This is a genomic window from Natrinema hispanicum (genome assembly GCF_004217335.1).
In the GTDB taxonomy this organism is placed as follows: domain Archaea; phylum Halobacteriota; class Halobacteria; order Halobacteriales; family Natrialbaceae; genus Natrinema; species Natrinema hispanicum.
The window spans coordinates 467,872-491,130 of sequence record NZ_SHMP01000004.1 but is presented as its reverse complement, the minus strand read 5'-3'; the positions used below and the strand labels follow the sequence as shown (position 1 = coordinate 491,130).

Annotated in this window: 27 protein-coding genes; 17 read left to right on the top strand and 10 right to left on the bottom strand. The window is 63.6% G+C overall.

Annotation, left to right across the window (positions count from 1 at the left end; all coding sequences use genetic code 11):
* Positions 1-121: 121 nt before the first annotated feature.
* Positions 122-1,897, bottom strand: coding sequence for a MutS-related protein (locus tag BDK88_RS09390; RefSeq protein ID WP_130500205.1), 1,776 nt, complete (start codon positions 1,895-1,897; stop codon positions 122-124).
* A gap of 328 nt (positions 1,898-2,225) precedes the next feature.
* On the opposite strand from BDK88_RS09390, the gene purF reads away from it, so the two are divergent.
* Positions 2,226-3,698 carry an amidophosphoribosyltransferase gene (purF, locus tag BDK88_RS09385; RefSeq protein ID WP_130500617.1) on the top strand — a complete coding sequence of 491 codons (1,473 nt, stop codon included), beginning with the start codon at positions 2,226-2,228 and terminating at the stop codon, positions 3,696-3,698.
* Positions 3,699-4,016: 318 nt separating this feature from the next.
* A complete protein-coding gene (locus BDK88_RS09380; protein ID WP_130500204.1) occupies positions 4,017-4,406 on the top strand; it encodes a tautomerase in 390 nt (129 codons plus the stop codon).
* A 23-nt stretch (positions 4,407-4,429) separates the two neighbouring features.
* Here BDK88_RS09380 and BDK88_RS09375 read toward each other — a convergent pair whose 3' ends face one another.
* Both BDK88_RS09375 and BDK88_RS09370 read right to left on the bottom strand, forming a co-directional pair.
* Positions 4,430-5,656 (bottom strand): ArsA family ATPase, encoded by a 1,227-nt coding sequence (locus tag BDK88_RS09375; RefSeq protein WP_130500203.1) that lies wholly within the window; start codon positions 5,654-5,656, stop codon positions 4,430-4,432.
* A 63-nt stretch (positions 5,657-5,719) separates the two neighbouring features.
* Positions 5,720-6,820 (bottom strand): pyridoxal phosphate-dependent aminotransferase, encoded by a 1,101-nt coding sequence (locus BDK88_RS09370; protein ID WP_130500202.1) that lies wholly within the window; start codon positions 6,818-6,820, stop codon positions 5,720-5,722.
* Positions 6,821-6,961: 141 nt separating this feature from the next.
* Here BDK88_RS09370 and BDK88_RS09365 point away from each other — a divergent pair, with 141 nt between their 5' ends.
* Positions 6,962-7,462 (top strand): CinA family protein, encoded by a 501-nt coding sequence (locus BDK88_RS09365; protein ID WP_130500201.1) that lies wholly within the window; start codon positions 6,962-6,964, stop codon positions 7,460-7,462.
* A 74-nt stretch (positions 7,463-7,536) separates the two neighbouring features.
* Complete coding sequence (locus BDK88_RS09360) at positions 7,537-8,022, top strand: metal-dependent hydrolase (protein WP_130500200.1); 486 nt, start codon at positions 7,537-7,539, stop codon at positions 8,020-8,022.
* Between the two features lie 125 nt (positions 8,023-8,147).
* Here the strand turns inward: BDK88_RS09360 and BDK88_RS09355 are convergent, their stop codons facing one another.
* Positions 8,148-9,116, bottom strand: coding sequence for a DUF7139 domain-containing protein (locus tag BDK88_RS09355; protein ID WP_130500199.1), 969 nt, complete (start codon positions 9,114-9,116; stop codon positions 8,148-8,150).
* A 138-nt stretch (positions 9,117-9,254) separates the two neighbouring features.
* Between BDK88_RS09355 and BDK88_RS09350 the strand changes: the two genes are divergently transcribed.
* From BDK88_RS09350 to BDK88_RS09340, 3 genes are all read left to right on the top strand, one after another.
* Positions 9,255-9,542 (top strand): DUF5789 family protein, encoded by a 288-nt coding sequence (locus BDK88_RS09350; RefSeq protein ID WP_130500198.1) that lies wholly within the window; start codon positions 9,255-9,257, stop codon positions 9,540-9,542.
* 3 nt (positions 9,543-9,545) lie between these two features.
* Positions 9,546-10,241: a CPBP family glutamic-type intramembrane protease gene (locus BDK88_RS09345; protein ID WP_130500197.1), complete on the top strand. Its 696-nt coding sequence runs from the start codon at positions 9,546-9,548 to the stop codon at positions 10,239-10,241.
* Positions 10,242-10,453: 212 nt separating this feature from the next.
* A complete protein-coding gene (locus BDK88_RS09340) occupies positions 10,454-11,551 on the top strand; it encodes an AI-2E family transporter (protein ID WP_130500196.1) in 1,098 nt (365 codons plus the stop codon).
* 31 nt (positions 11,552-11,582) lie between these two features.
* On the opposite strand, the gene nreA is transcribed toward BDK88_RS09340, so the two are convergent.
* Positions 11,583-12,884 (bottom strand): DNA repair protein NreA, encoded by a 1,302-nt coding sequence (gene nreA, locus BDK88_RS09335; protein ID WP_130500195.1) that lies wholly within the window; start codon positions 12,882-12,884, stop codon positions 11,583-11,585.
* A gap of 272 nt (positions 12,885-13,156) precedes the next feature.
* Between nreA and BDK88_RS09330 the strand changes: the two genes are divergently transcribed.
* Both BDK88_RS09330 and BDK88_RS09325 read left to right on the top strand, forming a co-directional pair.
* Positions 13,157-13,336, top strand: a complete 180-nt coding sequence (locus tag BDK88_RS09330; RefSeq protein ID WP_008012102.1) for an HVO_2753 family zinc finger protein — start codon at positions 13,157-13,159, stop codon at positions 13,334-13,336.
* Between the two features lie 5 nt (positions 13,337-13,341).
* Positions 13,342-13,608 carry an elongation factor 1-beta gene (locus tag BDK88_RS09325; protein WP_092931371.1) on the top strand — a complete coding sequence of 89 codons (267 nt, stop codon included), beginning with the start codon at positions 13,342-13,344 and terminating at the stop codon, positions 13,606-13,608.
* Between the two features lie 149 nt (positions 13,609-13,757).
* Here BDK88_RS09325 and BDK88_RS09320 read toward each other — a convergent pair whose 3' ends face one another.
* Positions 13,758-14,201 (bottom strand): hypothetical protein, encoded by a 444-nt coding sequence (locus tag BDK88_RS09320; RefSeq protein ID WP_130500194.1) that lies wholly within the window; start codon positions 14,199-14,201, stop codon positions 13,758-13,760.
* Positions 14,202-14,315: 114 nt separating this feature from the next.
* The gene (locus BDK88_RS09315; RefSeq protein ID WP_130500193.1) at positions 14,316-14,990 is read right to left on the bottom strand and encodes an MBL fold metallo-hydrolase; all 675 of its coding nucleotides are present in this window, start codon (positions 14,988-14,990) and stop codon (positions 14,316-14,318) included.
* Between the two features lie 267 nt (positions 14,991-15,257).
* On the opposite strand from BDK88_RS09315, the gene BDK88_RS21530 reads away from it, so the two are divergent.
* A complete protein-coding gene (locus BDK88_RS21530; protein ID WP_207225264.1) occupies positions 15,258-15,395 on the top strand; it encodes a hypothetical protein in 138 nt (45 codons plus the stop codon).
* Positions 15,396-15,410: 15 nt separating this feature from the next.
* On the opposite strand, the gene BDK88_RS09305 is transcribed toward BDK88_RS21530, so the two are convergent.
* On the bottom strand, positions 15,411-15,701 hold the full coding sequence (locus tag BDK88_RS09305) for a bacteriophage holin (RefSeq protein ID WP_130500192.1): 291 nt from the start codon (positions 15,699-15,701) through the stop codon (positions 15,411-15,413).
* A 138-nt stretch (positions 15,702-15,839) separates the two neighbouring features.
* Between BDK88_RS09305 and BDK88_RS09300 the strand changes: the two genes are divergently transcribed.
* The 7 genes from BDK88_RS09300 to BDK88_RS09270 all read left to right on the top strand — a co-directional run bounded on the left by BDK88_RS09300 (position 15,840) and on the right by BDK88_RS09270 (position 21,815).
* Positions 15,840-16,148, top strand: a complete 309-nt coding sequence (locus BDK88_RS09300) for a 50S ribosomal protein L21e (protein ID WP_130500191.1) — start codon at positions 15,840-15,842, stop codon at positions 16,146-16,148.
* 6 nt (positions 16,149-16,154) lie between these two features.
* Positions 16,155-16,511: an RNA polymerase Rpb4 family protein gene (locus tag BDK88_RS09295; protein ID WP_130500190.1), complete on the top strand. Its 357-nt coding sequence runs from the start codon at positions 16,155-16,157 to the stop codon at positions 16,509-16,511.
* 346 nt (positions 16,512-16,857) lie between these two features.
* Positions 16,858-18,309 (top strand): APC family permease, encoded by a 1,452-nt coding sequence (locus tag BDK88_RS09290; protein ID WP_130500189.1) that lies wholly within the window; start codon positions 16,858-16,860, stop codon positions 18,307-18,309.
* A 167-nt stretch (positions 18,310-18,476) separates the two neighbouring features.
* The gene (locus BDK88_RS09285) at positions 18,477-19,073 is read left to right on the top strand and encodes a DUF655 domain-containing protein (protein WP_008012121.1); all 597 of its coding nucleotides are present in this window, start codon (positions 18,477-18,479) and stop codon (positions 19,071-19,073) included.
* Positions 19,074-19,163: 90 nt separating this feature from the next.
* A complete protein-coding gene (locus BDK88_RS09280; protein ID WP_130500188.1) occupies positions 19,164-20,003 on the top strand; it encodes a 16S ribosomal RNA methyltransferase A in 840 nt (279 codons plus the stop codon).
* A gap of 80 nt (positions 20,004-20,083) precedes the next feature.
* On the top strand, positions 20,084-21,241 hold the full coding sequence (locus BDK88_RS09275; protein WP_130500187.1) for a mechanosensitive ion channel family protein: 1,158 nt from the start codon (positions 20,084-20,086) through the stop codon (positions 21,239-21,241).
* Between the two features lies 1 nt (position 21,242).
* The gene (locus tag BDK88_RS09270; protein WP_130500186.1) at positions 21,243-21,815 is read left to right on the top strand and encodes a HemK2/MTQ2 family protein methyltransferase; all 573 of its coding nucleotides are present in this window, start codon (positions 21,243-21,245) and stop codon (positions 21,813-21,815) included.
* A 56-nt stretch (positions 21,816-21,871) separates the two neighbouring features.
* Here the strand turns inward: BDK88_RS09270 and BDK88_RS21525 are convergent, their stop codons facing one another.
* Positions 21,872-22,543, bottom strand: coding sequence for an IS630 family transposase (locus tag BDK88_RS21525; protein WP_242611666.1), 672 nt, complete (start codon positions 22,541-22,543; stop codon positions 21,872-21,874).
* Positions 22,521-23,006 carry a helix-turn-helix domain-containing protein gene (locus BDK88_RS21520; protein WP_207225263.1) on the bottom strand — a complete coding sequence of 162 codons (486 nt, stop codon included), beginning with the start codon at positions 23,004-23,006 and terminating at the stop codon, positions 22,521-22,523. Before BDK88_RS21520 ends, BDK88_RS21525 begins: the two co-directional genes overlap by 23 nt.
* Between the last annotated feature and the right edge of the window lie 253 nt (positions 23,007-23,259).

Here is a 23,259-nt window from a genome sequence, read left to right as displayed (position 1 = left end):
GATCGCAGGGACGGATACGAACCCACGCCGGATCGGTGGCCCGCAGATGACGACCGCAGCGGGGATCGACAGAACTAGAGCGACGGGGGAAGACAGCGAGCGACGGAGCGTCCGTCCCCTGTCACTCGTCGGCGCTCCACTGGGCGTCCGCGAGCGTCCGCTGGACGACCTCGTCCCCGACGGCCGCCGCCAGCGTCTCGAAGCCAGCCCGCTCGCGCCGGTCGCCTGCGTTGGCGACCAGCCGCGAGACGATGAACTCCGGCGTCGACCGGCCCACCGTGTCGAAACGCGGCTGGTAATCGACGCGCAACTCGAGGTCGGGATCCAGTCCCTCCGCGAAGATGCCGTCGACCCGTGCTTCGGGCGGCAGCGGCTCTAAGTCGTCCGCGAGGTGGGTGACGAACACGCCCAGTGCGTCGCGGTCGACGGTCAACGTCACCAGCCCATGTAACAGGTCGGCTGCGCTGCCCGGTTCGGTGATCGCCTCGAATTCGTCGACCAACATGAGCGTGCGGCCACCCGACGATAGCGGCGGGACGATCGAGCGCAACGTGGACTCGAGGACGCCCGCGTTGAAACTGGCGTGACGGCGGTGAAAGACCAGCGAGTCGACGGGTGTCACTTCGGCCCGATCGGCAGGGACCGGCAGTCCCATCGTCGCCAGGAGGACGACCTGACACAGCGTCTCGAGCAGCGTCGTCTTCCCGCCACTGTTGGCCCCGGTCAGGACGGCGACGCGTTGCTCGCCGGGGACTGCGTTCACGTCGTCGGGAACGCTCACCACGTCGTGCTCGCCGAGCGCGTAAGTAACGGGTTGGACCGACTCCTCGTCACGCGCCGCAAGCGTGAGATTACACGCGTTAACGACGGAGACGGCCGCCTGCTCGCCCTCGACGAACGTCGGCCGGGTGCAGTCGTACGCGAGCGCAAAGCGAGCCAGCGAGAGTTGCAACGCGATCTCGTCGACTGCTTCGACTGCTCGATCGACGGCGTCGCGAGCGTCCGCGAGCGTGTCCTGTAACTCGCCCGCGACGGTTTCCTCGCGTTCGTCGACCGCCGCGGTGAGATCGCTCCGAAGGGTGCGCAACGTCCCGCCGACGAAGTCGGTCGCATCCGTCGCGTCGGTCGGCATCGCATCCCGAACCCGATCGATCGTCACGTCCGTCTCGCTCAACAGGTGGTCCTCGAAGGACTGGCGAAAGCTTTCGACGTCGCGAACGCCCTCCGATCGCAGGTCGTCGATCAGGTCGGCTGCGTCGGCGTCCATGTCCTCGACAGCACCCAGCGCGTCCCGAAGTCGGTCGAGTTCCTCGTCGGCACCCGACCGGACTCGGCCGCCGTCCAGCGCTGCCAGTGCCTCTGCGGCCGCCTCGAGCCGCGCGCGCTCGAGATCGGCGATCGCAGCGAACGGCCCGGAGTCGACCCCAGCCTCGTCCAGCGCGAGCGCAGCCTCGACGGCAGCGTGTTCGCTGCCCTCGCGCTCGTCGTAGCGCTCGTAGGCCGCGAGGACGGTCTCGCGGTCGGCCTCGTCGAGATCCGCCCAGGCGTCCCTGGCCGCCAGGACGTCGTCGAGCCGCGTTTCCATCGCGGCTCGGCTCTCGAGTGGCGTCAGCACCCGAATGCGGTCTGCCGCGCGCTGTGTGACGGCGTGGTCGACCGCGAGATCCAGCAACTCCTTATACGCCGATCGCGCGTCGCTGGTCGCCAACACGTCCATCCCAGCGCTGTCGGTTGCTCGCCGGAGAATCCGCGTCGCCCGCCCGCGAGCCAACCCGGCGTCGGCAAGCGTCCGGACGTCCCCACTCTCGATCGCCTGGATCGCCCGCTCGCGACCCAACGCGTCGACCAGCGTCTCCCGCGTCTTCGGCCCGACTCCCCAGTACTCCTCAAGTCGCATACACGATGAACTCGAGCCAACCGTCTTGAACACTGTGTCTTGGGCATCCATGTGTCGATAACTCGAGAACGGACGGGGACGGCTTCGTCACTGGCTTGTTCCAGATTCCAACACCGGGCCACTGAGTGGCTCGAAATCGATCACTGCAGCGGGAGCGGGCCGTGGTGAGGCCTTGCTATCGTGTACTTCCCGAGAAATATCCACGTTCGTGGATATAATTCGATTCTAGTACCGTCTATAGAAGCACAAACACGGGGGTTTTTATCGGCTCGAGGCACTACTGACTCCCATGACTGATGGGCGGGGCGAGACTCCCCGGCGAACAGGAATGACCGAAAAGTGCGGCGTCGTCGGCGTCTCACTCGACGGTCGAGACGCGGCACGACCGTTGTACTACGCGCTCTACGCGCTCCAGCATCGGGGCCAGGAGTCCGCGGGGATCGTTACGCACGACGGCTTTCAGCAGCACAGTCACGTCGAAATGGGACTCGTCGGCGACGCCTTCGACGAGGGGGACCTCGAGACGCTCAACGGGGCGGCCGGGATCGGCCACGTCCGGTATCCGACGGCCGGCTCCGTCGACTCCTCCTGTGCACAGCCATTCTCCGTCTCGTTCAAGAGCGGCTCGCTTGGCCTCTCGCACAACGGCAACCTCGTCAACGCTGACGAGATCCGCGAGGAACTCGCGGCGGCGGGCCATGCCTTCACCAGCGACGGTGACACCGAGGTCATCGCCCACGACCTCGCGCGCAACCTCTTGGAGGAAGATCTGGTCCGCGCCGTCAAGCGTACGATGGGACGGATCCACGGCTCGTACTCGCTGACGATCAGCCACGACGACACGGTACTGGGCGTCCGCGACCCGCAAGGCAACCGGCCGCTCTGTATCGGCGAACTCGAGGACGGCTACATCCTTGCCTCGGAATCGGCGGCGATCGACACGCTCGACGGCGAACTCGTCCGCGACGTGCGACCGGGCGAACTCGTCGTCTTGCAGGACGACGGGCAGGGCTTTGACACCTACCAGCTCGTCGAGCAGGAACACACCGCCCACTGCTTCTTCGAACACGTTTACTTCGCGCGCCCGGACAGCGTCATCGACGACACCCTCGTCTACGAGGCCCGGCGCGAACTTGGGCGCAAGCTCTGGGAGGAAAGCGGCGTCGAGACCGACGTCGTCATGCCCGTCCCCGACTCGGGACGTGCCTTTGCCTCGGGCTATGCCGACGCCGCAAGCGAGACGACCGCCGACGGCGAGCCACGTGACGTCGAGGACGAGGGCGTCGAGTTCGCCGAGGGACTGATGAAAAACCGCTACGTCGGCCGCACGTTCATCATGCCGACTCAGGACGAACGCGAACGCGCGGTCCGGCTGAAGCTCAACCCGATCAAGTCCACGATCGAGGGCAAAACTGTCACTGTCATCGACGACTCGATCGTCCGCGGAACGACCTCGACCCAACTCGTTCAGCTCCTGAAAGACTGCGGGGCTGAGGAAGTCCACGTCCGCATTGGCGCACCGGCGATCGTCGCCCCCTGTTACATGGGCATCGACATGGCCACCCGCGAGGAACTGATCGCCTCGGACAAGTCGACCGCCGAGATCCGCGATACGATCAGCGCTGACAGCCTCGCGTACCTCTCGACCGACGCCGTCGCCGAGGTTCTCGGAAAGGAGCGTATCGACCTCTGTCTTGGCTGTGTCACCGGGGAGTACCCCTACGACATCGAGGGCGAGGAAACCGACCGCGACGTGAGTCGGCCGGATATCGGCGGCCAGCAGTTGCCTGCGGACGACTAACAACCTTTTACTCTACGGTCTGCCGCGCTGGTGGCGTCGCCACACAGCGCGGCGTCCCTCGGTAAAATCTCGAGAGAGACAAAAGAACTCTCTCGGACCTCGCGGGACCTTCGCTCCCGTTTAGGGGTGATCAAAAGCACTCTTCCCTCCGTTCGCTCGTTTCACTCGCTCACATCGGTCGTCGGCCCGCTCGCTCACTGGCTCACGGCTATGCCGTTCGCCCTGCCGCGGCGCGAAGCGCCGCGTGCCCGTTCGCTCGCGGATGAGCGAGCCGACGGACCGCGGAACGCACAAGGCGTAGACCTGCCAACTCAAGGTATGCCACTCTTACAGTTCGAGACGACGCTGTCGCTGTCGGATGCAGAGAAAACCGCCTTCGCCGAGCGGGTGACAGACCTCTATACGACTGAGATGGCGACGACTGCGGGACACGTCGCTGTGGCGATCCGCGAGCGCGACGGAGCCGACCTCCATCTCGGTCGCGCCGTCGATGGGCCGTTGCTCTTTCTCGACGCCGAGATCCGTCGCGGTCGCTCGTTCGACCGAAAACGAGCGTTCGCCCTCAAGACAATGGAATACATCAGCGAGACGTTCGATGTCCCCGACGAGAACCAGAAGGTCGTCTTCACCGAACACCCCGGCGAGGCGATGATGGGCGTCGACCGGGTCGGCGGTGAATGGTCCGGAGACGGTGCCAAGTCCGAATAGGGCTCGAGCTTCACTCGAGGCGGCTATCGAAGACAGGCCGCGACGACCTCGAGCATGTCCTCGCCTCGGACTTCGTCGGCGAACAGCGGCACACGCCGGACGTCGGTGCCGCGGAAGAGGTCCTGGGCCTCGGCGAGCGCGGACTGCTGGACGTCCCAGCGTCGTTGACAGAACTCGCAGTCATCGAGGTTCGGCTGGAGGAATTCGCCCTCGACGTCGTCGGTGACGTTCGACAGCGGCTCCATCACGCGGTTGACGACTACGGTGCCGACGGGAATCTCGAACTCCTGAAGCTGCTGACGGAGCCGTTTTGACTCGAAGACGCTCATCTCCTCGGGAATCATGACGATCCGGAAGTCCGTCCGCGCGGGATCTTGCAGCGCCGCCCGCAGGCGCTCGATGCGCTCGCGCAGCACTTCTAGATCCTCGAGTTCGTTTTCGTCTTCGGGCTGCTGTTGCCCGCCGAACATCCCCTTGACGCCCTCGAGCATGCCCCCGATGCGCTGGCGGAACTTCATGAGTCGGCCCATCATCGTATCCATGATCTCGGGCAGCTGCAGCAAGCGGAGGGTGTGGCCGGTCGGAGCCGTGTCGACGACGACGCGCTCGAAGCGCTCGTCGTCCATGTACTCGAGCAAGAGTTGCATTGCGGCGGCCTCGTCGGCACCGGGCATCGCGCCGCCGAAGAGGGCGTCCATCGGCGACTCGCCACCGAGCATGTCGCCGAGCCCGCCCAGCGGGCCGCCGTCGGCTCCCTCGCCACCGGGGAACGGCGAGGCTCCGCCTGCGCCCTCATCGCCCGGGAACGGTGATTCCTCGTCCGCTCCTGTGCCCGCACCGCCGAAGGGCGTCTCGCCACGTTCCATTGCAGCCTCGGGATCAATTTCTGCAGCGTACAGTGGGATGTCGTCTCGAATGCGGCCAGGTTCGGCTGGAATGTCGGTATCGAACGTGTCAGAAAGCGAGTGTGCGGGGTCGGTTGAAACCACCAGCGTCGGCGTCCCGGCGCGGGCGCTGTCGAGGGCGGTCGCGGCTGCCATCGTCGTCTTCCCGACGCCGCCTTTCCCGCCATAGAGGACGTAGTCGGGGCCGTCGATCGGCTCGTCGGACGGCTCGACGTCGATGGTGTCGCGCTCCTCGTCGGCGTCGACGGAGTCCGTCGGCGTGACTTCGATGGTGTTTCCGCCATCGTCGCTGTCCATCGTCGTTTCCTCGTCTTCCTCGACCGGTTCGACGTCGATGCCGCTCATACCCCGTCTTTCCCAGTCCCGACACGAGTATTCGTCGGTCTCGAGCGTCCTGCCGCGTCGCTCTCAGTCGAAATATGCCGCCAGCCGCTCGGCTGCTTCCTCGACGCGCGGCGTCACGAGCGCGAATCGCAGCCACTCGCGTCGCGAATCGCCGAATGCCTCGCCGGGCATTCCGGCGACGCCGGCTTCGTCGATCAGCCGCTCGACGTTTGCGAGCGTGCCCGGATAGCCCTCGAAGCGTGCCATCACGTAGAACGAGCCACTCGGCGTGGTATATTCTGCGCCGGCTGCCTCGAGTGCGTCGGTAAACGTTTCAACCCGCTTGCGGAGACGCTTCCGGTTGCGCTCGTAGTAGTCGGGGCCGGTCTCGCGAAGCGCCTGCAAGACGGCGTACTGGCCTGGCCGAGTGGTCGCGACGTTGACCAGCATGTGGCGGCTCCTGGCGTCCGAAACGAGTTCCGGCGGGAAGATCGCATAGCCCACCCGAACCCCAGTGATCGCCATCGACTTCGAGAACGCGTTGGTGACGATCCGGTGAGCCGAGTCGGTCTCGAGCGCGCTCGCGAACTCCCCGGAGAGGTCGTAGTGGTCGTACACCTCGTCGCTGATCAAGGTCGCGTCGTACGCCTCGGCGATGGAAACGAGTTCCTGCATCGTTTCTGCGGGATAGACCGCGCCGGTCGGGTTGTTCGGCGTGTTCACGACGATCGCGGCCGTCTCGTCGCTCGCGGCCGCGCGGACGGCTGCGGGATCCAGTTGTCCCTCGTCGTCAGTCGCGACGAATCGCTGGGTCCCGCCGAGCATCGTCGTCTTCCCCGGATAGTACGGATAGACAGGGTCGGTCAGCAGGATCTCGTTTCCACGATTGCGCTCGAGCGCTCGCGCCATCGCGAGGTAGTTCGCCTCGCCCGCGCCGTTGGTGACGACGACCTGTTCGGCGTCGACGCCCCGGCGCGCGGCGATCTCCGCGCGCAACTCGCGCAGTCCCGCGCTAGGTGCGTACTGGAACCGGTCTGGCTCGAGGTCAGCATACTCTCGCAGTCCTTCCCGAAGGGCTTCGGGCGGCTCCCAGTCGGGGTTCCCGCTGACCATATCGATGACGTCGCGGTCCGCCGCGTCCGCATACTCCATCACGTGGAAGAAAAGCGGCGTCTCGTAGTCCATATCGGATACTCCGAAGCCACGCCCCGTGTTCTTTCCGTTTCGGGGTCGCACGGTGTGCCGTCGGTGTCGTGATTGTGGCCGCGGCCGCGACCCGCGCTTTCACAACGCTGTCGCCCGTCGACTCGAGCATGACCGACGAATATCGACCGCGAACTGCCGAGACAAGTCGGCGACACGCTTCGCGACCGCGAGGAGACGCTGGCCGTCGCCGAGTCCTGTACCGGCGGGTTGATCGGTGCTGCAATCACCGCCGTCCCGGGTGCCAGCGACTACTTCGATGCCGGGCTGACGACCTACGCCTACGACGCCAAGCGCCGCCATCTCGGCGTGAGCCGCGAAGCACTGGACGAACACGGTGCCGTCTCCGAGCCGGTCGCCCGTGAGATGGCACAGGGAGTCCGCGACGTCACGGACGTCACGTGGGGAATCGCAACGACCGGAATCGCCGGCCCGACTGGCGGAACCGACGACAACCCGGTCGGCACCGTCTACATCGGAATCTCCTACGCAGCCCCGTGGGGCAGCGAAGCATCGTATACGACCGTCTCCCGGTACGTCTTCGACGGCGACCGCGCTGCCGTCCGCGCAAAGACCGTCGAGCAGGCACTCGTGGATCTGCTCGCCGAACTCGAGGCAGCGTAACGCCCGAACCGGTCCGCGTCGGCGACTCTCTCGAGAGAAAACTATTCCCCACGTGACTCCCCAGATAGCGGTAGATGAACAAGAAGGGTCACGTGCTAAACGCCGTGCTGTTGAGCATCGGGCTGGGGTATCTGTTCGTGCCGGTGGGGGACTTAGAGACGTTCAAGACGATCATAATGATCGGCGTCCCGATTACGCTGGGAGCACTCTTTCCGGACGTCGACACCGCATTTGGCAAACACCGAAAAACGCTGCATAATCTGCCGATCTTGCTCGGATTCGTCGCCTTTCCGTACGTCTTCGGTAACCTCGAGTACGTCTGGATCGGCGTGTTGACTCACTACGTGCTCGACGTGGCGGGGAGCAAGCGCGGGATCGCGCTGTTTTATCCGCTCTCGACCCAAGAGTATGGGCTCCCGACTGGTGTCACAGTCAGCAGCAAACGCGCGGACTTCGTGACCGCGGTCGTCACCGTCGGCGAACTGGCGCTGGCTGCCATGGTCGTGTTTGAACTCCCACAGTTGGTATTCGAACTTGGACGACAGCTCGTCGGGCTGTAACTCGCTTGCAGCTCCGATTTCGTCTCTCCCAGTTTTCGTGACTCGAAAGCGGGTCGTCGATCGGACGGTCAACTCGAGTGAGACACCTGCGACGAGCCTCGGTTAGAAAACGCTCCAGTAGTTGATTACTGCCGGTTCGGCGTCCATTCCTCGCAGGCGTCCATGTCGTCCATGGCCGTCTCGTGGCGGGCACAGTAGGGAACCATCCCGTCCGAGGACCGGACGTATTCGAAGTCCGCACAGTTCCCACAGTAGCGGTCTGTGGGTTCGGCCGGCTGGTCGGGTGTCGATTCGACGATTTCGGCGTCACGGCCGTCGCCGGCATCCAGTGGCGACGAAATATCGGAGACAGCGGAGCCACCGTCGCTGGTGGCTGTGCCGACGCTGGGACGGCGTTGAGACTCGGGATCGGTAGCCGACTGCTGTGACGTCGTCGCACTCGAGCGCTCGTCGTACGACAGCGCCGCGGACGTATCGTCTGCGTTGGTCTGTGTCTCGACGTCTCCGTCGGGCGTGCCACCGAGGAATCCGATCCCGCCGAGGCTGCCCGCGGTGTCCTCGTCGTCGTCGGCCTCGATGACCGTCTTGTTGTGGCGGGTAACGTTCATCTGGAGGGTGCCGCCAGGATCGTTGCGTCGCTTGAACGTCGCGACGGCGCTGAACAGACTCCACACGGACGTCAGGAGGCCGAGCAAGTAGACGACTGACACCTCGAGCGTGAGTTGCTGATTGTGGCCGCGCCAGTGTGTGGGATACGCATACCAGAAGAGTGCAACGCCGAGCAGACAGAGGCTCGCGCTGATCGCGGCGGCGGCCTGGACGCGACGGTTGGCCGGCAGGACGACGAAGACGCCGACGAGCGCGATCGGGATACTCAGTCCGGCGAGCGCGCCACCGACACGGACGGTCGCGAACTGGGCGGCGATATCGCCGGAGAGTTCGACCGCATACCCGCTGAAGAGGTCGGTCGTCGCCACGAGCACAGCTACGACGGCCAGGATCGCACCGAGTATCACGAGCGCCGTGCCAGCGTACAGCCGGCGGCTCGTCACCCCCGGTGCGGTCCCGTCGTAGACCTCCGTCAGGCTTGTCATACGCGGCCGTTCGGTGCCCCGCCACAAAACGATACGTCAGACACACCTCGGTTGCCGGAGAGGTTCCGGCGGTTCTGGACCACTGGCACGACCCATGGAAGCGAAAGTTTGAATCACCGCGCTCGCAAACCGACGCCCATGAGTGACGATGACGAGGACGCGGAGCCGGCTGTCTCACTCGGGACGCACACGCCCGTCGAGGGTGCGCCGCTTGCTCGCGTGAGTTCGCGACTGACCTGGCCCAAAGAGAAAAGCGAAGTCGACCGACTCGAGGGTGAGACCGTGATCCGGACCCCTGACGGCCCTCGCGAACTGTCCGACGTGCTTGCAGACGTCGACGAGACGTACTTCCAGCGCCATCAGGAATTTGAGTCCCACGTCCGGGACGTAATCGGGACCGGCCCGATTCCGACTGCTGACGAGTAACCTGTGTCGTCCGAGCCGGATCGACGCGGCGTCCGCTGGTTCCGGGACCGGCTCCGGCTGTCCTGGGTCCAGAAGACACTCGTCGTCGGTGCCGTGCTCTCGCTGCTGTGGATGTCTCTGGTCCCCAGTGAGTTGAACCGCCGGCTCGTTGTCGACGGCGTGCTCCTGATCGGCGGGCCACTCGCGCTCGGCCTGACACACGGGAACCGTATCGGCTGGCACGTTGACCGCATCGCGGTGCGAAACACCGTCCTGCTTGCGCTGTTCGTCCTCCCGTTTTATGTCGTCGGATCAACACTTCCGACGATCCGCGCGTACTATCCGATCTGGACGACGTCGACCGCGCCCGCGGCGTTCGGCCTCCACGCGATAAAGCTACTGCTGCTCGCGCTTGCTGCTGAAACCTATTACCGCGGGCTCCTCTGTGTCGGCGTCAAGAAGATCGGCATCGGCGCAGTGTTCATCAGTCCCGTCGTCTACATGCTCCACCATACGTCGAAGCCACCGATCGAGTTCCTGCTGTCGGGCCCGACCGACGTCCTGTTCGGTGCCGTCGACTACGCGTCCGACTCCATTCTTCCGTCGGTCGTCGCCCACGGTGGCGGCCTCATCTTGCTCGACTGGCTCGTTCTACACGACCCAGTGTTCGATCCGCTGCTCGTGATGCAATTGCTCGAGTGGCTGCCGGTCCCACTGTAGCCGTCCGCGATCGACCGTCCGCGGCCCCGCTCGCGTTCCGGGAGTGAGACGGTCTGCTGTGCCGATGTCCCGGTGGGCCCGCAGGGCAGTCGTGGTCCCACCGGAACTGACTGACAGCCAGCCGGCGACCGCCGCGTGTATCGGTCCTCGAGTCACTGATGAATACAGTATGGATTACTAACATTTATGCACCCTTCGCGAGTGACAGGCGTATGGACGCTCGGTCCTCGGTGTTTGCCCTCCTGATCTGCGTCCTCGGCGTGCTTGCCACACTGATCGTCCTGCCGCTCGTCGAGTACGTGCTGGCTGCCTGTCTGCTCGCGGTCGCTCTCCGGCCGGCCTACGAGCGACTGGTGCCACGCATCGGCGCACGAACCGCCGGCGTCGCACTCACCGCCCTCGCCGTCGCTGGCGTCGTCATCCCACTGGTGGTCGTTTCGCTGGTCATCCTCGAGACCGTCACGTCGGCGCTCGAGTCCGTCGCTGCCGCCCACATCGTCACCGCCGGGCGGACGTTCGCACAAACGACACTTGGATTGGACACAGCGTCGATCGCCCTCATCGAGTCGGCCCTCTCGAGCGAACTCGCGGCGACGATTGAAGCGGCGGCTGACGTCTCCGTCTCCCAGACCGTCGGTCTCGTGGCCACCGTCGCCGATATCGTCGTCGGAACGCTCGTGTTCATCGTCGTCCTCTACTCCCTGCTCGTCGACGGCCCTGCAGGCCTCGACTGGGTCCGGCAGGTCGTCCCGCTCGAGCGCCGACTCGTCGACGACCTGTTCGCGGAGATCCATGTCGTCGTCTGGGCGGTACTCCGCAGTCACCTGCTGGTCGCAGTGTTACAGGGGATACTCGGCGCGCTGGGGCTGATCGTACTCGGCGTCCCGTATGCGGCCGTGTTGGCGGTCGCGCTGTCACTCGTGTCGGTGCTCCCGACGGTTGGGATCTGGCTCGTCTGGGGCCCAGTGACCGTCGCCCACGCGTTCTCGAGCAGTCTCCTCGAGAGTGTGATCCTGCTGGGATATGGGATCGCCGTACTCGCCGTCGTCGACACGTATCTCCGGGCGCTTCTCGTCGATCGAGGGTCCGGATTGCATCCGGCGATCGCGCTGGTGGGTGTCGTCGGCGGCGGCGTGCTCTTTGGGATCGTCGGCCTGTTTGTCGGGCCGGTCGTGCTCGCAGCGTTCAAAGCCAGCGTGACGGTTCTCGATCGCCTCGAGCGCTCACCGTCGGCGGACGCGGATGCCGCAGATGCTGATTCTGACTCCAATCTCGAACGAGAGGCGTCGTTCACGGAGCTCGACCAGTAACTCGGTCGGCGTGTCGGCCCACTCGGCCGACTTACTCCAGATTCGAGAAGGCGTTCAGGTTTGACTGCAACCCGGCTGCGAGTTCGGATTTGCGCTGCAGGCGCGCATAGGAGACTGGAAGTTGCGTCGCGACCTCCGCGACCGCCTCGTGGAACGTCTCCGCTTCACCGTATTCCCCATCGAAGGCGTTGCGAACGCTCTCGCGGACCTGCCAGACGCCGACGGGGGCCCAGTAGTCGTCCGACACCTCGCGCAAGACGAGACACTTCGCCTGTCGGCCGATCGACTCGAGATACTCGAGGACGCCAAGCCGGGCGGCGTAGTAGGCCCCTGCGGTCTCCTCGACGTAGCTCGAACGGCCCTCGTAGCCCTCGCTGGCGCTCTGGAGCCAGATGTCGTCGTTCGGGTTCGGATTCCAGATGCTGCCCGGCGCTTTCATTTCGACGAGTTCGAACTCCCAGGTGCCGGGTGCGAGGACGACCCAGTAGCGGTTTCCCATGTACTCGTTGGCCCAGACTTGCACCTCGTCGACGCTGGGAGCGTTCCGGATGCGTCCACGCAGGTACTTCCCGACGGTGTCGTCGACGGCCGTGATCGACCACCGCGTCGGCACGAGTCGGCGCTGTTCGGTCTGGCCGAGTGCGCCCGCCGAGAGGATCGAGTTGATGTCGTAGACGTCGAAGCCGCGCCGATAGAGATAGGTCATCGCCCCCTCTGCCTGCCAGTCGTCGTCCTCGAGCGTTTTCTTGACCGGGCGCGGAACATAAGGGTTCTCGCGCAGTTCAGCGTTGCGCGCGTTGGCACGCGGTCCGCGTGGCGTCGCGACATCCGTTCCAGCATCGAGGCCGAGATCAGGGGTGTCGTCCAGTCCGATCTCCAAGTCGACCGGCCGGTCGGCGATGGCGACCTCGCGCTGGACGCCGACGAAGCCGTCCCACGTATCGTGAACTGAGGGCGTCAGCCGGCTCGCGATCGACGGCGAGTCGACATTGGCGCGCTTGCTCGAGTTCAACAGGCCAGTTCGGCGCTGGAGCACGTCATCGATCGCATACCCCTGCTGGTACCAGTCGCCGTCGGTGACGTACTCCGTAGCGGCCCCTTCGTCGCCGACCGGCGAGAGCACGCCGACGGGGATGTCGGGGTAGTTCGACCGCCCGACGAAGATCGAGGGTGCGGTCGAGCCGACGAGGGTGTCGCCACTGACGGCGTCATCGAACCGGCGTTCGAAGTCCGCTAAGTGATCCGTGATCGCGTAGGACTTCTCCTTGGCGAGTCGGCGGCGCTTTGCCTCCTCGTCGGGCTCTAACTCCTCGATGTAGTCGTCGAGGCGCATTCACTCGCCGTAGGACGGGCACGACTTTGAATGTTGATACTGCCTGGCTGTACGTCGATACCCGAGTAAGATGTCAGAGGCAGAGATCCGGTCGGGCGTCGAGCAACCGGATCTCACATCGATGTTTCGACTGGGGTATAAAGTAACCGCCACCGTCTTTTCTCCCTCTGAAAATCCGACCGACACTCACTGTTTCCGACCGTCTCCGTCTCGATCGCTCGAGCAGCCATCGAAAGACAACGGTTAAAAACGGCGGGCGGGAAGGGAAGGATATGAGTACGACCGACGACCGAGAGACACGCGCCTGTGTCTCTTGCGGGCTCAACATCGCGGGCACGAACGCTGCTGCGTTCAAGTGTCCCGACTGCGGCCAGCAGATTTACCGCTGTGCCAAATGTCGCAAGCAGAGCAACCTCTATGAGTGTCCTGACTGCGGTTTCACCGGCCCGTAACTACCATGGGAAAAGTCGCTGCCAAAATCAAGGTCATGCCGGACAGCCCCGAAATCGACCTCGACGCGCTCCAGGAGCGCCTCGAGAGTACCCTCCCCGAGGGTGCGAAGATCAACGGCGTCGAACGTGAGGAAGTCGCGTTCGGCCTCGTTGCGCTCTACCCGACCGTGATCGTCCCCGACAGCGCGGGCGGCACGGAGACTGTCGAGGAGAACTTCACCGAGGTCGACGGCGTCGAAAGCGTCGGCGTCGAGAACGTCGGCCGTATCTAACCGGCGACTGCCGTCCGTTTTTAGCCGTTCCGGCCCGGGCCACTCGCGGCCAGCGGCCGACGGTATCACTCCGCCAGTAGCGGTCGCTGTCGCTACTGGATGGACCGTCGCCAGAACGTGAATCGGGACGACGAACGGACAACGAGCGCTTACTGGCTCTGTTCCTGATCGCCGCGGTTCGCACCGAGGTTGGCCTGCGAGACGATCTCTGCGCCGATCTGCGAGAGGTCGACGGTCACGTCGTCGGTAACGGCCTTGCTGATTTCGTCTAAGTTCCCCGCGAGGACGGTCAAGACGTCGTCGGGGTTGGTGTAGACGAGCATGTTTCCGTCCTGACCCTCCGCGACGAGTTGCGTGTCGTTTAACACGATCTGGTCGTTCTGAATCGTCGCCGAGACGACCGGCAGCGCCGCCGGTTTCCCCGGTTCGTCGTCCCTGACCTTGCGGATGTGGACCGCATCGAGGTCGAGGACGTCCTTGTACTCCTTGATCTGTTCGGCACAGTTGACCATGTCGTTGAGAAGCGCCGTGCGACGCTCGTTGCCGTGATCGCCATCGAGACAGTGCTGACAGACGCGGAGTTCGAGTCGCATTACCCCGTTTTGGTCGTCGACACCGATGAGAATTCCGCTTCAGTTCCGCCCTCGTCCATTGCTGTGGCTCCACGCTGGGAGTGGCCTGCGCCGCGGTTCAACCGCTCACTCGCGTCACTGCTCGCAAATCTCGCGAATCCTGTCGCTTCCCTGTGGGACGTAGCCCCCGTGATAGCACAGCGTGTGGTCGATCTCGAGGCCGGCTAACTTCCCGACGGACTCGATTGCACGGTCCATGTCGGGCGTAAACTGCGGTTTTGGGCCGGCAAGGGGTTCAGTCCCGTCCGCGACGAGTGCATCACCGGCGACGAGCAGGTTCCCGTCAGGGAAGTACAGCGAAACGTGTCCCGGCGCGTGGCCCGGCGTCGCGACGACCTCCATCGGCCCGGCACCCGTCGGAATCCGAACGCCGTCGGCCAGTTCGATGTCGACGGGCACGGACGGGTAGCGGTCGCCGTCGCCCTTGATCGGGTCGCGCTCGCCCGAGATGTACGGCGCTTCGTCACGGTGGGTCCCAACGACTGCATCGACGCGGTCTTTCAGTTCTGCCAGTCCACCGGCGTGATCCCCGTCGTGGTGGGTGAGGACTACCAGCCAGATATCCTCGAGGTCGTAGCCTAAGCTTCGCAGGTGGGTCTCGAGGCCGTTGACGGCTCCCTGTGGACCGACGTCACAGAGGACGAGCCCGCGGTCGGTCTTGACGAGTGTGGGTGTGATTGTCAAGTCTCGCTCGCCGTACGTGACCGTGATCGGCAGCGCGTGAACGCCAGCGTCGTCTTCGGCGTGCATACGACGAGCATTCGCTGCCAGTACGATAGATGTAGGTGTCCTGGGGTCCCCAGCGCTCGAGGGGCTGATCCGCGTCTCGTCTTTCGCCTATCGTGAACGGATTGTGACCGTCACGATACCACCGCTGTCACTGGCTGTGGCCGATCAGGCGTTATCGCCGACCTCGAGGCCGTACGGACGCCGCGTTACGTAGAGGAACTCGAGTACGAACGGCGAGACGAAGATGCCGACGATCCAGAGCAGGATCTCGATGTCAGTCCGATAGAGGTGATAGAGGACGATCGGGATCGCGACGGTCGTCCCGACGAGGCCGACCGCGGGAACGAGGGAGTTCGATCCGGTCTCGTCGGCGAGCCGGAGGTTCGTGTAGTTCGTGACCGCGAACGACGCCAGGAACGCGACTGACCCGAATTCGGTGCGTCATCGTCTTTCGTATTCATCTTCCGTTCCTCCCCGACGGAAGCGATTGTAGAGCCAGGCGAGGAGATACGCGCCGACGAACCCGTCGACGAACGCCCAGCCAGCACCGACTGCTAGCCCTCGGTTCGTCGAATCGTACCCGATGTACACGTCTGCAAGCAGGTCACGCCACTTCTCACCCCACCCCAGCCGTGCCGTCAGCCCAAGGAAGACGACGCCACCAGCCCAGAGCGTCCCCATCGCCATTCCGAATGCCGTGCCATCGACTCGAGTCTCACTAGACACGCTCATAGGGACTTGGTCGTCGTCTCGTTACTTAATCAGTTGCCCCGGCACCCACAGTCCGGACAGACGACGAAAACGCCAGCACTCGAGCAACCCGAATACGTGTGTTTTATAACCATCACCGGACAAAGCGGTCGTACGACTATGCCGAAATCTAATGGCCCTCGTCAGGGAACCCGGCGAAAGCTCGCAAACGATCCTCGAGACCGCGGCACGTCGCCGCCACAGCGTGCGATTCAGGAGTACGAGAAAGGTGAGAAGGTCCACCTGAAGATCGACCCAAGCGTCTCGGACGGTCGCTTCCACCCGCGCTTCGACGGGCTCACCGGCGAAGTCGTCGGCAAACAGGGCAGCGTTTTCAAAGTCGAGATCAACGACGGCGGCAAGGACAAGACGCTGCTCGTCGCCGCGGCTCACATGCGCGCACAGAATCAGGAAAAGAGCCGGATCTGAACAGGGATGACGATCTTCAAAGAGATCGTCGACGAGGAGTTCCTGACGGTCTCGGAGACGAAGGAGCTGCTCGCCGACATCGAAGCCGAACGCGCGATGGACGAGGATCGCGAGCTGCGCTACGAACTCGCACGAGCGATCGAACACGCCAATCGGTTCGCCGTCCTCGAGCCCGATGAGGCCCAGGCGCTCGTCGAGGACCTCCAAGACGTAGAGAAGGTCGACGAACCGACGGCCTACAAGATCGCCAACCTCCTGCCACAGGACCGGGACGAACTCCGGTCGGTGTACGCACAGCAGCGCTACTCGCTGTCGGGGGACGAACTCGACGACATTCTCAACGTCGTCGCACAGTACGTCTGAGCGCGGCGTTCGGATACTGATTCTCTCGAAATCGCCACGGCGATCCGGACTCTAACCGCTGTCAATCACGCCATCCGTGAGCACAGTTCGTGTTTGTCCTCGAGCGCATGCGGTCTCCGGCTCGTCGCTGACCGAACTGGCACGTGACCACTGACGCCAGCAGCCAGTGTCACAAGCGTGATCATACCGGCTCGATAATCATCGCCGAACGTGACCGTTCAGCGATCGCACCAGCGGCCGCCTCAACGGACGCCTCGAACCCACTCGCGCTGGACACCCCATCCAACGGCTGGCAACGATGGGGCTCTCGGAGAAGAAACGAACGGCGATAGCGGGGTGATCGACCGTGGCCCCGCCTGAGACGGAACCCGACTCCGTCGTCGCCACGGGAAACGACTCGCTCGAGCGGAATCTCGGCCTGCTCGAGTCGACTGCGATCGGCGTCGGAACGATGATCGCCGGAGGCGTTTTCGTGCTCTCGGGATTGGCCGTCGCAAACGTCGGTGCGGCGGCGATCGTCTCGTTCATCCTGGCGGCGCTGGTGGCGTCCGGGACCGCGCTGACGTACGCCGAGTTCGCGACCATCTACACTGTCGACGGTGGCGGGTACGCGTACGTCGCCGAGGTGTTCGACTCGGACTGGTCGTATCTGGTTGGCTGGCTGTTGATCTTGGGCTATCCCGCCAGTGCGGCGTTCTACCTCGCGAGTTTCGCTGACTGGTTCTATCGGTTCTCGCTTCCGGCGATCGGGCTGACCGAAGCACTGCCGTACTGGATTCCCGGGGCCATCATCCTCGCGGTCCTCGTCGCGATCAACCTCGCGGGAACCGAAGAGACCGGTACGTTCCAGATCGTCCTGACCGGGCTGAAGATCGCGTTGATCGGACTCTTTCTGGTCGGGGGCTTCAGTGCGTTCGACGCGGATGTCGTCGCGACCTCGTTTGCGACCAACGCCACGCAGTTCGAGGACATCGCGTTGACCTCTGCGCTCGTGTTTATCACGTTCTTCGGGTTCGAAGCGATCGCGACTAGCGAAGGCGAGATCGAGTCGCCAGAACGGACCGTGCCACGGGCCATCTTTCTGAGCATCGCCATCGTCTCCGTGCTGTACGTGCTGGTCGTGACCGTCGTCGTGCTGGCAATCAACGACGCCGGCTTCCTTGCCTTTCTCGCTGACCGATCGGGGCTGTCGTCGTCGGCTGCAGCCACATCGTTCGTCGCAGCACACGGCGAAGTCGCGATGGCGCGAGCGGCCCAGTATTATCTCGGCGACGTCGGCTTCTACGTCTTCATCGTCGGCGCGCTGTTGTCGATGATTTCGGCTGCCAACGCGACGGTGCTTGCTGGCTCCCGAGTGAAACTGGCGATGGCCGAACGCGACCACCTGCCGGCGGCCGTCGACCGGATCGATCCCCGCTCCGGCGTCCCGACGGTCGCCGTCGTGCTGACCGGCGGCCTGATTCTGGCCTTTTATTTGGTCTTCGGCGTCTTCTTTGGCGGCTCGCCCGGTGAGACTGCCGGCGCACACGGGCTCGTACTCGGCCTCGAGTCGCTCGCCCACTTTGCTGACTTTATGCTGTTAGGTGGGCTGGTGTTCGTCAACATCGCGTTGCTCCGCTCGCGCCGGAAGAACCCCGATCTCGAGCGGCGGTTTCGAGTCCCCGGCGTGCCGTGGGTACCACTCGTCGCGGTCGGGTCGAACCTCGCCTTGCTCGCGAGCCTCGAGTTCGTCAGCGTCGCACTGGGCAGCTCGGCGCTGATCGTCGGGATCGTGCTGTGGTTTGCCGTCATCGAGTGATACAGCCATCAAGGAGATTCGCTCGCGTCGCGCATGGAGGTGGGAGCCGATCGCCGCTGGCCGACAGGAGACGCGAGTGCAATCGCATCAACACCACGGCCGTTCCCCGTGCCGCCTCTTGAAAGCGAGCCGACTCTTTAAGTACGCCCTCGCCGTAGCAGACGACAATGAGCGAAGCCGATGGCGACGAGACGGACGTTCGGCGCGCGGTCGTGTTGGATTACCTCGCACACGGGCTGTCTGACGACGGTCGACCGCAGTACGCGAAGTCACCGGCAGGGTACGCTGTCGGCATCGAGGACTTCCAGCTCTATCAGGTCGCGTTCGACGAAGAGGAACGGCTCACGATCGGCAGCGAGGTTGTTGTCGAGCCGCCCGCCGAGCGCGAGGTCGTCACCGAAGCCCACCGCGTCGAGTACGACGACCTCTCCTCGGGAGCCCAGTCGGAACTTGAGTACGTCGTCGCAGATCTCGTCGAGGAACACGAGGAGCGCTTCGTCGACTTCTACAACGACGCCCAGCCGATCACGCTGCGGCTCCACCAGCTGAACTTGCTGCCGGGGATCGGGAAGAAACTCCGTAATAGCATCCTCGATGAGCGCAAGCGAAAGCCCTTCGAGAGCTTCGAGGAGCTATCCGACCGGGTCTCCGGCCTGCACGACCCCGATCAGATCCTCGTCGATCGGATTCTCGAGGAACTGCGCGACGACGACCTCAAGTACCAGACCTTCGTGGGCCGACGCGAGCAGGAACAGAACCAGTAACCACGATTCTGCCGCTGGGCGTGGCTAACACAACCTGCTACCTGCGCCCGAGACGGTGCGTTTACACCGACGCCAGCCAAAGCGCTGGCAATGAGAGATCCAGACGGACTGATCGCCCGGGCGGGTATCCGCGGCGATCCGGATCGCGACCAGCACTTTCTCGTCGACGATCGCGTCCTCGACCGACTGCCGACCTATCTCGAGGAGATCGACGCCGACACGAGCCACCTCCTCGAGATCGGCGGCGGGACGGGCGCGCTGACCGACCGGTTGCTCGCGGTCGGTGACGAAGTAACCGTCGTCGAACGCGACCCCGACCTCGCCGCGTTCCTGCGTGAGGAGTTCGCCGACGAAATCGCGGCCGGCGATCTGACCGTGATTGAGGGCGACGCCCTTGCAGTCGACCTGCCTGACTTCTCGGCGTCGGTCTCGAACCTGCCCTACGGCGTTTCGAGCGAGATCGCCTTCCGGCTCTTTCCCGAAGGGAAGCCGCTCGTGTTGATGTTCCAGCAGGAGTTCGCCGAGCGGATGGTCGCCGAGTCAGGCACGAGCGAGTACGGCCGGCTCTCGGTCTCGAGCCAGCATTATGCGGATATCGAACTCGTCGAGTCGATCCCGAAGGAGGCGTTTTCGCCGCCGCCGGCGGTCCAGAGTGCAGTAATTCGCGCCGTCCCGCGCGAGCCCGACTACGAGGTCGCCGACGAGGACTTTTTCCTGCGGTTCGTCAAGGCGCTGTTCACCCAGCGCCGGAAGACGATCCGGAACGCGATCCGGAATACGGCACATATCTCCGGGCTCGCGGAACCGGAGGCAGTCGTCGACGCGGCCGACGAGGACGTCCTGCAAAAGCGGGCCGGCGCGATGGCACCGGCCGAGTTCGCCGCGCTGGCTCAGCTCGCGTGGGACGTTGGCGAGCCCGAAAACGACTGATTGAGTGACGGCTCGAGCCAGACGGGCCCAACCAACGGATACTCAAAGCTGCGCGGACGACAGATCGGAGAGATGAACGCATGGCCGGACTACTAACCGGGCTCGATTGGCTGTCGGAGGCGGCTTCGACGACCGAGCTCAAACTCGCGGTCTCCATCGTGGCGGTCGCGCTTGTGATCGCCGTGCTCTTCTCCTATCGGCGGCTTCACACGTGGATATGTGAGCGGACGCGGCCGCTGTACGCCGACGTCATATCGATGTCGGTGCTCATTGCAGCCTGTCTGGTAAGTCTCGCCGTCGTGACGGGTGTCTGGGGGCGCACGGAGGAGGTTCAACGGCTCTCGACGAATCTCGGACTCGACAGTGACGATGTCGCGCGCGCCATCGTCTCGTTTCTCCTGCTGGTCGTGACGGTCATCGCCACCCGCTTTGTCAGCCGGGTGGTTGAGGGGATCTTCAACTCCTCTGCGGCCGTGACGGCCCACCAGCGGAAAGTCACCCACCGGCTCTCGCAGGTACTCATCTGGGCGGTCTCGCTGGTCGTTGTGCTCGGTATCTGGATCGAGGATCTCGGCAGCCTGCTCGTCGGGGCTGGGTTCCTCGGGATCGTCCTCGGGATGGCGGCTCGGCAGACGCTCGGGACCGTACTCGCAGGCTTCGTCCTGATGTTCGCTCGGCCGTTCGAGATCGGCGACTGGATCGAAGTCGAGGGTGACGAGGGCGTCGTCACCGACATCTCGATCGTCAACACCCAGGTCCGGTCGTTCGACGGGGAGTACATCATGATCCCCAATGACGTCATCGCCTCGGGCACGGTGACCAACCGCTCGAAGCGCGGCCGGCTACGACTCGAGGTCGAGATCGGTGTCGACTATGAGACCGATGTCGACCGGGCCGCTGCCCTCGCAAAAGCGGCGATCGACGAGGTCAATGAAGCGATGACAGCACCGGCTCCACGGGTCGTCGGCAAGTCCTTTGGCGACTCTGCGGTCGTACTCGGGGTTCGGTTCTGGATCGATACCCCAAGCGCCAGACGCTACTGGAACGCCCGAACCGCTGCGATTAGTGCTATCAAGGAGACGTTCGAAGACGAAGACATCAAAATCCCGTACCCACAGCGTGAACTTACCGGGCGGCCCGAAGCCGGCGGCTTTCGTGTCACCGATGAACGTGAGACGTTATCAGGCGACGAATCCAGTGACCACCGCATGACAACGACAACACCGGAGGAACAATAGAATGGGACTCGAGGACCGACGCAAGCAAGAACCGGATGTCTACCAGCCCGCAGAGGACTCGCAGCTACTGGCTGACACAGCCACGGAACGTCTTACGGGGGACGAACTCGTCCTCGAGGTCGGCACCGGCTCGGGCTACGTCGCGGGTCGGATCGCCGACGAAACGACGGCACGCATAATCGCGTCGGATCTGAACCCGCATGCGGTTCGCCAGGCTCGGGCTGCGAACGTCGAAACGGTGCGGGCAGATCTGGTCGCCCCGTTTCGAGAAGAGGTGTTCGACGCAGTGGCGTTCAACCCGCCGTATCTGCCGACCGATCCCGAAAACGAGTGGGACGACTGGATGGAACATGCGCTGTCGGGCGGCGAAGACGGTCGAGCCGTTATCGACCCGTTCCTGTCGTCTGTCGGTCGCGTGCTCGCGCCCGATGGCGTCGTCTATCTCCTCGTGAGTAGTCTCACTGGCGTCGACGCGGTCGTCGAGCGAGCCGGCGAAGAAGGATTTAGCGCTGTCGCCGTCGCCGACGAGTCGTTCCCCTTCGAGACGCTAACTGTGCTCGAGTTACACCGCTGAGGGGCCGACATGACGAACGCAGGGGTACCATACTGAGTGTAGCTTCAAGTCTGAATCTATAGATCCTTTTCAATCTCAATTGGGTAGAGCTGCCGTAGCTTGATCCGGGCGTCGTCAGTAGTAAACTGCCAGTCAATAGGACGATTGGTCGTGCTTCGACGCCTTTGCCACGCAGCGACCTCCGCTCGGAGGGTCGCTGCGTGGTAGATCCGGCGATCAAGGCATTGTCGTTTGAGGACACCTATCTCGATTTCGGCCATATTCAGCCAGCTTCCTCTCTTGGGAGTGTAGTGAAACTCGAAGCGATCAAGATACGCTTGGGCATAATCTGGCGGAAAGAACTGGTAGAAGGCAGCGGGTTTGTGTGTATTGAGCTGATCCATCACTACCCGGATGCGGACTGCATCCGGGTAGTGAACATCTGCGAGCTCGACCATTTGGTCGATCCATTCTGTTGTTCGCCCCTTCTCGGTAATTTCAACGTTCACCCAGCCAGTCAGCGGTTCTGTCGAGAGGTGTATTCGCTGTTTCCCGTTGCGTTTGTAGCGGTGATCGGAACGGGCGACCGCTCCCGGTCGGGCCGGGAGCGGGTCGCGTTCGTGTCCTCGTAGAGCCTTGCTAGATTCGTCAAAGCAGATGACTGGACGGTTCTCGTCGTACGGTTCGTGGTAGAGGCTGAGAACATCTTCCATGTAGTAGACGAAGTCAGCGTCCTGTTCTGGTGGTATCTCCCAGTAGCTGGAGAGATGAGGTTTCAGGGCGTTTTTTTAGACGCTGTCGAACGGCCTCATGAGAGATCGACTCGAAGTCGATCTCGTCGAGGGTGACGAGCTCGTCGGCAAGGAGGTGTAGTGTCCAACGAGAGTGACCTTCCGGCGGTTCACTGCAAGCGAGTTTGATGAGGTGGGCTTCGGCGTTGCCATCGAGTTTGCGTTCGTACTCCCGATCGGGCTTGCGGCGATGAATCGCCGCGAGCCCTCGTTCAGTGTAGTCTTTGCGCGTGTTGTGGACGGTTTGGGGATGACAGCCGACGTGCTCACTGATTGTCGCATCAGTGAGCCCGTCGTCAGCTTTCAGAAGGATGCGTGCGCGTGTGTTCTCTTGTGCTCTCTGTTCTCCAGTGGACGTGAACTGTTCGAGCGTCTTGCGGTCTTCGTCGCTGAGATCAACGATATACTTCTTCGCTCCCATTCTGGGAGATACGCGCTCAGAGAATATATTGTTATACGCTCACGCTTGAAGCTACACTGAGGGTGTCAGAGAAGTCTTCTTCCGGTGTTGATCGCCCCCATATCTACAGAGATACAGCGAGAGTGCCTCGGGGCTTGACCCCGAGGGTGAATCGCGTAATCTATATGATGGATACCACCGTATTGGAGAGTACAGTTGCGACATGGATTAAAGACCTTAATCCGAAGCAACTGCCGGCAGTTGCGAGGAATGC

Bases quoted from the DNA above. Each gene is read 5' to 3' on its own strand.
- BDK88_RS09390 (WP_130500205.1), bottom strand. From the start codon at position 1,897: ATGCGACTTGAGGAGTACTGGGGAGTCGGGCCGAAGACGCGGGAGACG.
- purF (WP_130500617.1), top strand. From the start codon at position 2,226: ATGACCGAAAAGTGCGGCGTCGTCGGCGTCTCACTCGACGGTCGAGAC.
- BDK88_RS09380 (WP_130500204.1), top strand. From the start codon at position 4,017: ATGCCACTCTTACAGTTCGAGACGACGCTGTCGCTGTCGGATGCAGAG.
- BDK88_RS09375 (WP_130500203.1), bottom strand. From the start codon at position 5,656: ATGAGCGGCATCGACGTCGAACCGGTCGAGGAAGACGAGGAAACGACG.
- BDK88_RS09370 (WP_130500202.1), bottom strand. From the start codon at position 6,820: ATGGACTACGAGACGCCGCTTTTCTTCCACGTGATGGAGTATGCGGAC.
- BDK88_RS09360 (WP_130500200.1), top strand. From the start codon at position 7,537: ATGAACAAGAAGGGTCACGTGCTAAACGCCGTGCTGTTGAGCATCGGG.
- BDK88_RS09355 (WP_130500199.1), bottom strand. From the start codon at position 9,116: ATGACAAGCCTGACGGAGGTCTACGACGGGACCGCACCGGGGGTGACG.
- BDK88_RS09350 (WP_130500198.1), top strand. From the start codon at position 9,255: ATGAGTGACGATGACGAGGACGCGGAGCCGGCTGTCTCACTCGGGACG.
- BDK88_RS09340 (WP_130500196.1), top strand. From the start codon at position 10,454: ATGGACGCTCGGTCCTCGGTGTTTGCCCTCCTGATCTGCGTCCTCGGC.
- nreA (WP_130500195.1), bottom strand. From the start codon at position 12,884: ATGCGCCTCGACGACTACATCGAGGAGTTAGAGCCCGACGAGGAGGCA.
- BDK88_RS09330 (WP_008012102.1), top strand. From the start codon at position 13,157: ATGAGTACGACCGACGACCGAGAGACACGCGCCTGTGTCTCTTGCGGG.
- BDK88_RS09325 (WP_092931371.1), top strand. From the start codon at position 13,342: ATGGGAAAAGTCGCTGCCAAAATCAAGGTCATGCCGGACAGCCCCGAA.
- BDK88_RS09320 (WP_130500194.1), bottom strand. From the start codon at position 14,201: ATGCGACTCGAACTCCGCGTCTGTCAGCACTGTCTCGATGGCGATCAC.
- BDK88_RS09315 (WP_130500193.1), bottom strand. From the start codon at position 14,990: ATGCACGCCGAAGACGACGCTGGCGTTCACGCGCTGCCGATCACGGTC.
- BDK88_RS09305 (WP_130500192.1), bottom strand. From the start codon at position 15,701: ATGAGCGTGTCTAGTGAGACTCGAGTCGATGGCACGGCATTCGGAATG.
- BDK88_RS09300 (WP_130500191.1), top strand. From the start codon at position 15,840: ATGCCGAAATCTAATGGCCCTCGTCAGGGAACCCGGCGAAAGCTCGCA.
- BDK88_RS09295 (WP_130500190.1), top strand. From the start codon at position 16,155: ATGACGATCTTCAAAGAGATCGTCGACGAGGAGTTCCTGACGGTCTCG.
- BDK88_RS09285 (WP_008012121.1), top strand. From the start codon at position 18,477: ATGAGCGAAGCCGATGGCGACGAGACGGACGTTCGGCGCGCGGTCGTG.
- BDK88_RS09280 (WP_130500188.1), top strand. From the start codon at position 19,164: ATGAGAGATCCAGACGGACTGATCGCCCGGGCGGGTATCCGCGGCGAT.
- BDK88_RS09275 (WP_130500187.1), top strand. From the start codon at position 20,084: ATGGCCGGACTACTAACCGGGCTCGATTGGCTGTCGGAGGCGGCTTCG.
- BDK88_RS09270 (WP_130500186.1), top strand. From the start codon at position 21,243: ATGGGACTCGAGGACCGACGCAAGCAAGAACCGGATGTCTACCAGCCC.
- BDK88_RS21520 (WP_207225263.1), bottom strand. From the start codon at position 23,006: ATGGGAGCGAAGAAGTATATCGTTGATCTCAGCGACGAAGACCGCAAG.